Below are 9,123 nucleotides of genomic sequence, written 5' to 3' on the forward strand. Positions count from 1 at the left end.
GTATTGCCGCTGTCGTCGTTGATGTCGTCGCCAAGCCGGGCGGTGCCTTCGAGGTCGACCTTCGGCATGTAATTGGCGCGCGCGCCGCGCACGCCGGCATCAGCCGCATCGATATCCGCATTGGCGGAGTAGATACGAGGGCTGTTCTTGCCGGCGACGAAGACGGCGTCGTTCAGCGTCTTCGGCACGAACTTGGCGACGGAAGGCGGGGTCTGCGCGCCGGTGATCGGCTCGCCCACGACCTGCAGGAAGCGAATCTTCGTCGCTTCCAGCTCTTCGTTGGCTTCCTGCAGACGGGCGGCAGCAGCCTGCTGGCGCTCGACGCCCTGCAGACGGTCGGCGTCGGTCAGCGTGCCGCCCTTGATGCTCTGCTCGATGTTGCCGAGGATCTGGTTGTGGAAGGCGAGGTTATCCTGGGCCGCCTTAACGATCTGGTTCTGAAGGATATATTCGAGATAGTCCTGCGTCACCTCAAGCGCGAGCGATTCGGAACGCTCGAGGACGCGGAACGAGGCGCCGTCAACGCGCGATGCCTGCTGATCCACCTGCGCCCGGCGGTCGCCGCCGTCGAAAAGCCGCTGCGTGATGGTGAGACCAACGCTGTTGGGAGACAACCAATCACTGTCAGAATTCAGCGTTCCGCTCGAAGAATTCGACAGACGACGGCGGCCGCTTCCCGCGTCCAGGTCAACAGAGGGCAAGTAAAGCCCGCGCGCCTGGCGAAGCTCAAACTCGATTGCTTCACGATCCTTCGCAGCCTGCAAGATCTGCGGGTTCGTCTTCATGGTTTTTTCAATAGCCTGCTGCAACGAAATAGCATTAGCGTCAACGCAAAATGCAAAATTCAAAGCAACAGTCGCAGACAGTGCTGCGAAAATTCTTTTGCCCCTAAACAAGACCGATGCCCTCATCACCTGTGATTAATCCGCCTACCTATCTACCCGGATTCTTTCTCACCGGTAAGCAAGTAGCATTAAGTTATCCATACTCCAACTGGCCTGCGGCTTCTTCCTTCGAAGACAGTTAACTCTAAGGTTTTCCCACTTAAAGCAACAATTTTACGGGATTTTTTAATCGGTATTTTTTGTGCTAGCGGTTAGCTAAACGCTCACCCTCAGTGAGTACATAACCGCCATGATCTTTGCTAACCGCTACTCCCTAGCCTCTCTAAAACCCGCCCTGCTGCGCGCTGCAATCGGCGCGTTGTGCTGCGTCGCGGGCTCCACTGGATTTTTACTTATCTTAAACCTTCTACTCCCGGATAAACCATTTTTGGTAGGATTTGTGAGTATTCCTTTAATTTCTTTTGTTGTTGCATTTCCGCTGCTGTTGGCGCTGCAGCTGCGCAATGCCGAACTTGCGGCGGTGCGCGCAAGGATGAACCATGCCGCACGCCACGATCCGGTGACGAATGCGCTCAACGGCACCGCCTTTGCGGCTGCGATGACGCATTATGTCGATCGCCGCCGGAAGATCGCGACCGATGCCGGCGGCATCATGATCGCCGTGGTCGTCGAGACGTTCGATACGGTCAGCCGCCGCTACGGCCCGCAATGGGCCGACACAGTGATGCAGTCGCTGGCCGAGATCATCAAGAGCTCGATCAGAAGCGGTGATCTCGTCGCGCGGCTGGCCACCAACGAGCTCGGCATCTTCCTTCCGGGCGCCACGCCGGAAAACGCCCAGGATATCGGCGCCCGCATCCGCAGACGCGTCGAGCAGGCCGCGTTCGAAACCGCCGAAGCCCCCCTCGACCTGAAGATCAAGCTTGGCGGCGCGCTCTTCGAGGGGACTGAGGATTTCAATCGCATCAGGCAGCTCGCGGACGAGATGGCATTCGACGGCACGACCGAGGACGGCGAGCCGATGGCGATCGCCAGATTGCCGGCGGCCTGATGTCAGAAAACAGAAAAGGCGCTTTCGCGCCTTTTCTTGGATTTTCGTCCGATCCCATCAGCCGACATGCGGTGCAGTCGTTGCGTCGTGCTTGTCGTCGTAGAGGATCTTGACCGCTTCCGCAGTGCCCTGAAGAACCGCCACGTCGTGCCAGGCGCCGTTGTCGTTGACGCTAACGACGGTATTTGCACCGCTGACCGTTGTCTTGACGCTGGAGAGCGCTTCCGCCTCGCTTGCCTCGTGACCGAGCAAGGAGTTGAGAAGGTTCGATACGTCGAGCGTGTCGCCTTCGCTTGCCTTGTAGTCGGTGATCACGTCAGCCAGCTTCACATCCTTGAAGGCGTCGGCATCGAGGACGAAGGTGTCGGCCCCTGCCCCGCCCGTCATCATGTACATGCCGGCGCCGCCATGGAGGTGGTCGTCGCCGTCAGTGCCGATCAGCGTCGTGCTGTTCTGATCCGCCGCGCCGAGCGTCGTATCAAAGCCAACTTCGACGAAGCTGCCGGTCCCACCGTCAGCGGTTGTGTAGCTGCCTTGAGCAAGGATCGACTGGCCGTTGATCTCAGCATCCGAAGCCGAAGCATCGAGCGAGATGCTGATGATCGAATGATCGGCCAGGTTCGACAGTTCGCCGTTGTCTGTGAGGCCGTTGTGGTTCAAGTCCTTCCAGATGGTGAGCTTCGAGAAGGCCTCATCGGCCGCATCGATCTTGCCGTCATGGTTGCTGTCGAGCGTCGAAAGCGCCGCCAGGCCATCCGCATAGCTGCCACCGGCAAAGTGCGGCGAAAAGATCTCGCTGCCATTGTCGATCTTGCCGTTGCCATCGACATCGAGCGCCAGGATGCCGTCGCTGCCGGCCGTCCAGGCGATCTGATCCTTGTGACCGTCGGCATTGATATCGAACTGGACGCCGTGATCGAGCGAGGTCAGCGCGACGCCGTTGTGGTCGAGGTCGAGGACGATGGGGTCGGTTGTGCCGACAAACGTACCGTCGCTCCGGACAACGTAGTCCCCACCCCCGATGTGTACCCGAACGGAATCAACGCCGCTTCCATTAGCACCACTCAGGGTATAGGCCGTTGTGAAACTACCATTTCCGTTGATGCTGACTTGCACACGAAGATCCGAGCCGTTTATTGTGACCCGCAGGTAGTCCGAGACATCCTTGCCACTGCCGATTGAGCCGACGAGGCTTTGAAGGTCGATCTTGTCCCCGTCGCTAAAGCTATAGTTGGTAACCGTATCGGCATTGCCGCTGCTCAAGTTCTCCGATCCCCATACGAATGTATCGCTGCCGCTGCCGCCCTTCAGGGTGTCGTTTCCTGCGCCGCCCTTGATCGTATCATTGCCGCTGCCGCCGGTCAGGCTATCGCCACTGGAACTGCCGATGAGCGTGAAGCCTTCCGACTGATTGGCAACGTTAATCGTGACTCCGGACCCCAACGCTGCAGAGATGACCTCGACACCCTGCAGGCCGCTATTGCCCAGTCCATTGAGTTCCGTCGAAGTGGACTTCAGGTTGATGGTGTCGGTGCCGCCTCCGAGATCGATGTCGCCGCTGCCGATCAGAATGGCGTTCAACTGAGAACCGGTAAGGGTGATCGAGTCGTCGCCGCCAGTTCCGATCAGATTGCCGGTTTCGACGTTGTCGATATTCGGGCTTCCGGCGCCGGAGATATCCACCGAACCGCTGACCTTGACGTTCAACGTATCGGAGCCGTCGTTCATGTCGATAGACGAGAAACCGGCCAATTGGGTCGCAGAAAGGGTAATGGACTGACTGTAGCTGGCAAAAATACCACCATCTACGGCTTCCAGATTTTCTACGCTGACGATCGTTGCGGATGAGAGATCCACCGAAACGCCATTGCCTTGCGTGTTCAACCTGAGAGTATCGGTTCCATTACCGCCATCGACATGGACGAGGCCGTTGTAGGCATAGATGCTATCCTTGCCATTCCCTCCGAAAATGATGTCACCGCCGCCGCCGCCGTCGATGGTACTTCCGCCGTTCGCGGCGATCAGTATCTCGGCCGCAGCGGTTCCAGATAGATCGCCGAACTGGCGTTCCACGTCGACCCCAGCAGTCTTCGTCGCCGTGCCATCCGAAGCGGTGTAGTTAAACGAACCGCCGCCGGGTAATATGTCCGCGAACGAAACTGCGCCCGAATTGTGACTCGCAATATCGAGGAACGAGGTGGCGCTGGCATCCGTTATCTGAAGGCTATTGCCGTCCGGATCGTGGTCGTTGAGAAGCAATACCCAATCAGGGATTGAGATGGACGAGGTGTTGGTGATGACTGTGTCGTTCGCAAGCTGCGGAGCATTGTTTGCCGAGACGACCGTCGCTGTCGCAGCACTGGTCACCGTTTCATTGAAGTTCTGCCCGTCGGTATATGTGGTCCTGACCGAAATGGCATGTCCGGCGTCTGCCGCTCCAAGCGTGTAGTTCGCGCCGCTCGCGCCGGTGTCAACGCCGTCGCGCAGCCAGTGATAGGCGATATTGGACTGTGCACCATCCGGATCGGCACCCAGCGCCGCCTGAAGAACGTCGCCGACTTTCGGCGCGCCTGCCTGCTGCGTCGTATCGCTGATGGAGACCGTCGCCGCACCGTCGTTGACGGGGGTGATATCCAGCGTAGCGCTACCGGCAACCGTCGCCGTGCCGTCCGTCACACTGTAGCCGAAGCTCACCTGCGTGCCGTCGTTCGCTGCCGGCGTGTAGGTCCAGGTGCCGTTGTGGTTGTCGGTCAGCGTACCGGAGCCGGAAGCGATGTGCAGGCCGGTCGCCGTCAGCGCGTTGCCATCGGCATCGGTCGCACCGGCCAGAAGCTGGGCCTGGGTGATCAGATGCGCGCCGCTGTCTTCGGCGATCGCAACAAGTGTCACTGCCGGAGCAACCGGTGCGTCGTTGACCGGGGTGATGTCCAGCGTGGCGCTACCGGCAACCGTCGCAGCGCCGTCCGTCACGCTGTAGCCGAAGCTCACCTGCGTGTCGTCGTTCGCCGCCGGGGTGTAGGTCCAGGTGCCGTTGCCGTTGTCGGTCAGCGTACCGGAGCCGGAAGCAATGTGCAGCCCGCTCGCCGTCAGCGACGGGCCGTCGATGTCCGAAGCATGAGACAGAAGTTCAGCCTGTGTGATCAGGCGAGTTCCGCTGTCTTCGGCAATCGCCGCCAGCGTGACCGGCGTCGTCAACGGCGCGTCGTTGACCGGGGTGATGTCCAGCGTGGCGCTACCGGCAACCGTCGCCGCACCGTCCGTTACGCTGTAGCCGAAGCTTACCTGCGTGTCGTCGTTCGCATCCGGCGTATAGGTCCAGGTGCCGTTGCCGTTGTCGGTCAGCGTACCGGAGCCCAAAGTGATATGCAGCTCGGTCGCCGTCAGCGAAGCGCTATCGACATCCGTCGCACCGGCCAGAAGCTGGGCCTGGGTGATCAGATGCGCACCGCTGTCTTCGGCGATCGCAGCAAGTGTCACTGCCGGAGCAACCGGTGCGTCGTTGACAGGAGTGATATCCAGCGTGGCGCTACCGGCAACCGTCGCCGCGCCGTCCGTCACGCTGTAGCCGAAGCTTACCTGCGTGTCGACGTTCTCATCCGGCGTATAGGTCCAGGTGCCGTTGCCGTTGTCGGTCAGCGTACCGGAGCCGGAAGTGATGTGCAGCCCGGTCGCCGTCAGCGCGTTGCCATCGAGATCGGTCGCACCGGCCAGAAGCTGGGCCTGCGTGATCACATGCGCACCGCTGTCCTCGGCGATCGCTGCAAGTGTCACTGCCGGAGCAACCGGTGCGTCGTTGACGCCTTGTACGCCGACGTCGATCGTCTGCGTCCAGGACTGTGTGTCAGCGTGCACGCCGTCCGTCAGCGTTGCGGTATCGGTGACCGTCGCCGTCACGGACAGCGTAAAGTGACCGTTCCAGTTGGCCGGCGGGGTCATGGTGAGCGGCGTCGTGTTCAGTGAGGCGATCTGGGCCGGATCGGAGATGATCCAGGTGCCGCCCTCGCCTAACGCACCCACCGAGAAGGTCGCGCCTGCCGGGAAGCCGGACAGCTTGACGGCCAGCGTCTCGGAACCGTCGGTATCCGTGAGCACTAGGTCCATCTTGGACAGGGTGACCACATGGTCTTCCTGGCCGTTGTTCGGCACGCTGAAGGCGTGGCCGTCAATCTCGCCATGCTGCTGCCAGACGCCGACCAGGCTGCCATCCTGCAGCTGGACGAGCGGGCTGCCGGTCTCGCCGGGATGCGTTGAGCCGGACGAGGTCAGATCGAAGTGCCCGCCGAGCGGCGTGCCATCGGCAGCATAGCGCTGGCCCTTGACGAAGTGGTCGTTGGGGTTCTCCGATGAATTCCAGGTGACGACGAAGGTGCCGTCCGCAAGAGCCGTCACCGACGGTGCATCCTGAGTGCCGAACTCGGCGGACTGGACGACGGCTTCGCCTCCCACCTTGCCTCCAGCGGCATCAAAAATCTGCGCCTTGACCGCATTGGAAGCACTATCGGCCCAGACGACGACAAAGCCGCCGCCTGCCAGCGCCGTCACGGATGCGGTGGTGGCATTGCCGCCGGCGTTTACGTGCGTTTCGCCGCCCTGCGGTGTGCCGTTTGCATCGAACCGCTGCATGTAAATGCCGGTACCATCGCTGCCCTGACCGTTCCAAGTGACGACGAAGCCGCCATTCGAGAGCGTCGTGACATCGCTGTCCAACTGGTTGCCATCCGTTGTCGTGTTGACACGGAATTCACCGCCTGCCGCATGACCGGCGGCATCGAAACGCTGGCCGTAGACGCCGGCGCCGCTGCCATCCTGCCCAGTGGACGTCCATGTGACGACGAAGCCGCCACCAGGCAGATCGCTGATCGTGCTGTTCGTCTGAGAGCCGGCAGTATAGGTGTTGATATGAATCTCCGGCCCATTGGCGCTGCCGTCGGCATTGAAGCGCTGGGAGTAGATGCCGTCGCTATCCTCGCCGCCGCGTCCATTGGACGTATAGGTAATGATAAAGCCGCCATCCGCCAGAGCATGCGCGTTGGCCTGATCCTGGTTGCCGGTGACATCGGTATTGACGCGGAACTCGCCGCCGACCTTGTTGCCCGAAGCATCGTAGCGCTGCGCATAGATGCCATTCGTGAGGTTGGAATCCTGCATCGTCGACGTCCAGACGGTGACGTAACCGCCGCCCGTGAGCGCTGTCGCGCTGGCATTGAACTGGTCCATCTGGGACGTGCTGTTCGCCTGGAAATCGCTACCAACCGCTGCCGGCGCACCGTTCTGGATGGTGAAGGTCGGCGCATCGGCGTCCGGCGCGATGTCGATCGTGACATGAGCGGTCGAAGTGCCGCCGTGGCCATCCGAAACGGAGTAGTCGAAACCGGCAACGCCGCTGAAATTCGCCGCTGGCGTGAAGATCGGATTGCCGTTGTTCAGGCTGACCGTGCCGTGCAGGGCACCGTCGACGGAAAAAACCGTCAGCGTGTCCTGCTGATCGACGTCCGTGTCGTTGCCAGTCAGCATCGCGCCGGTGAACGTGATGGCTTGATCCTCGTTCAAGGCGAAGCTGTCGGCCGTCGCCACCGGCGCGTCGTTCGTGCCGGTGATGGTGATCGTCAGCGGTTGCGAACCGACATTGCCATGACCGTCGTTGATCTGCGCCTGGTAGGTGATCGTCAGCGTTTGGCCTTCGCCCAGCCAGTCCAGGTTTGCAGCCTGCGGGTCATAGGTCCAGTCGAAGCCCATTCCGCCACTGTTGGAGACCTTGTCAGCCGAGAAGTGGATCGCCGACGAGGCGATCAGAGCCGACACATCGACACCGGCGGGCAGATCGCCACGGCTCCAGGCGGCTGTCGCGTTGCCAGAGACGGACGGATGCAGGGTATCGCCGACGTCGGTATCGGAAACGGCAAGTACGCCGCCCGTCAACAGAATGTCCTGTGCGGACGAATCGCCGACAATCTCCGCCACGCCTTGCGGATTGGATGAGCCTGTGATCACAGGCGCGTCGTTGGTGCCGGTGATCAGGATGCTGATGACCTGCGTGTCCTTGGCGCCGTGGCTGTCCGTGACCTCGACGGTGTAGTCCAGCCGGGTCTGGTAGCCAGCCGGCAGGAAGCCAAAGGTCTGGCTGCCGGAGTTGAAGGTCCAGTGCAGCGTGCCATCGGAATTGCCGTTGACGACCGGGTTGGTCGACAGGTGCAGGAAGTCGAGCGCGCCTGCCGTTGCCGGATTGTAACCCGCACCACCGCCGGTAACCGCCAGAACCTTGGCTGTGACGACGTCAGTCATATCGGCGTCATGCACCTTCAGGTCGCCCTGCGTCGTCAGGGCGGCATCCGTTTCGGTCAGGCTGCGCGTGACGGCCTCCTGGCCGACGAAGCCGGGGACGGTCGTCGATACGGTTTCGCCGGTCGGGATGCTGATGACGGGCGCGTCGTTGGTACCGGTGATCAGGATGCTGATGACCTGCGTGTCCTTGGCGCCATTGCTGTCCGTGACCTCGACCGTGTAGTCCAGCCGCGTCTGCCAGCCGGCCGGCAGGAAGTCGAAGTTCTGGCTGCCGGAATTGAAGGTCCAGTGCAGCGTGCCGTCCGAATTGCCGTTGACGACCGGATTGGTCGACAGGTGCAGGAAGTCGATCGCGCCTGCGGTTGCCGGGTTGTAACCGGCACCACCGCCGGTAACCACCAGAACCTTGGCGGTGACGACATCCGTCATGTCGGCATCATGCACCTTCAGGTCGCCCTGCGTCGTCAGGGCGGCATCCGTCTCGGTCAGGCTCCGCGTTACGGCCTCCTGGCCAACGAAGCCGGGGATGGTCGTCGATACGGTCTCGCCGGTCGGGATGCTGATGACGGGTGCGTCGTTGGTGCCGGTGATCAGGATGCTGATGACCTGCGTGTCCTTGACGCCATTGCTGTCGGTGACCTCGACCGTGTAGTCCAGCCGGGTCTGCCAGCCGGCAGGCAGGAAGTCGAAGTTCTGGCTGCCGGAATTGAAGGTCCAGTGTAGCGTGCCGTCCGAATTGCCGTTGACGACCGGGTTGGTCGACAGGTGCAGGAAGTCGATCGCGCCTGCCGTTGCCGGGTTGTAACCGGCACCACCGCCGGTAACCGCCAGAACCTTGGCGGTGACGACATCCGTCATGTCGGCGTCGTGCACCTTCAGATCGCCCTGCGTCGTCAGGGCGGCATCCGTTTCGGTCAGGCTGCGGGTGACGACGTCCTGGCCAAC

At 61.5% G+C, this 9,123-nt stretch carries 3 protein-coding genes and 1 pseudogene; 1 reads left to right on the forward strand and 3 read right to left on the reverse strand.

The window, feature by feature from the left end; genetic code table 11:
* Positions 1-785: TolC family protein (locus ACPYOJ_RS32960; protein WP_481419999.1), on the reverse strand; the 785-nt coding region annotated here is incomplete at its 3' end.
* Between the two features lie 499 nt (positions 786-1,284).
* Here ACPYOJ_RS32960 and ACPYOJ_RS32965 point away from each other — a divergent pair.
* Entirely contained in the window at positions 1,285-1,896 is a 612-nt protein-coding gene (locus ACPYOJ_RS32965) for a GGDEF domain-containing protein (protein WP_481420000.1), read from the forward strand.
* 57 nt (positions 1,897-1,953) lie between these two features.
* Here ACPYOJ_RS32965 and ACPYOJ_RS32970 read toward each other — a convergent pair whose 3' ends face one another.
* Positions 1,954-6,519, reverse strand: coding sequence for a beta strand repeat-containing protein (locus ACPYOJ_RS32970; RefSeq protein WP_481420001.1), 4,566 nt, complete (start codon positions 6,517-6,519; stop codon positions 1,954-1,956).
* A 666-nt stretch (positions 6,520-7,185) separates the two neighbouring features.
* Positions 7,186-9,036: pseudogene (locus ACPYOJ_RS32975) on the reverse strand (tandem-95 repeat protein); the annotation flags it as partial.
* Positions 9,037-9,123: the final 87 nt, after the last annotated feature.

The organism is Rhizobium sp. SVR5-9E, from assembly GCF_056755095.1.

What these genes read in the sequence shown, in the direction of transcription:
- ACPYOJ_RS32970 (WP_481420001.1), bottom strand. Translation starts at nt 6,519, where the DNA reads ATGCAGCGGTTCGATGCAAACGGCACACCGCAGGGCGGCGAAACGCAC.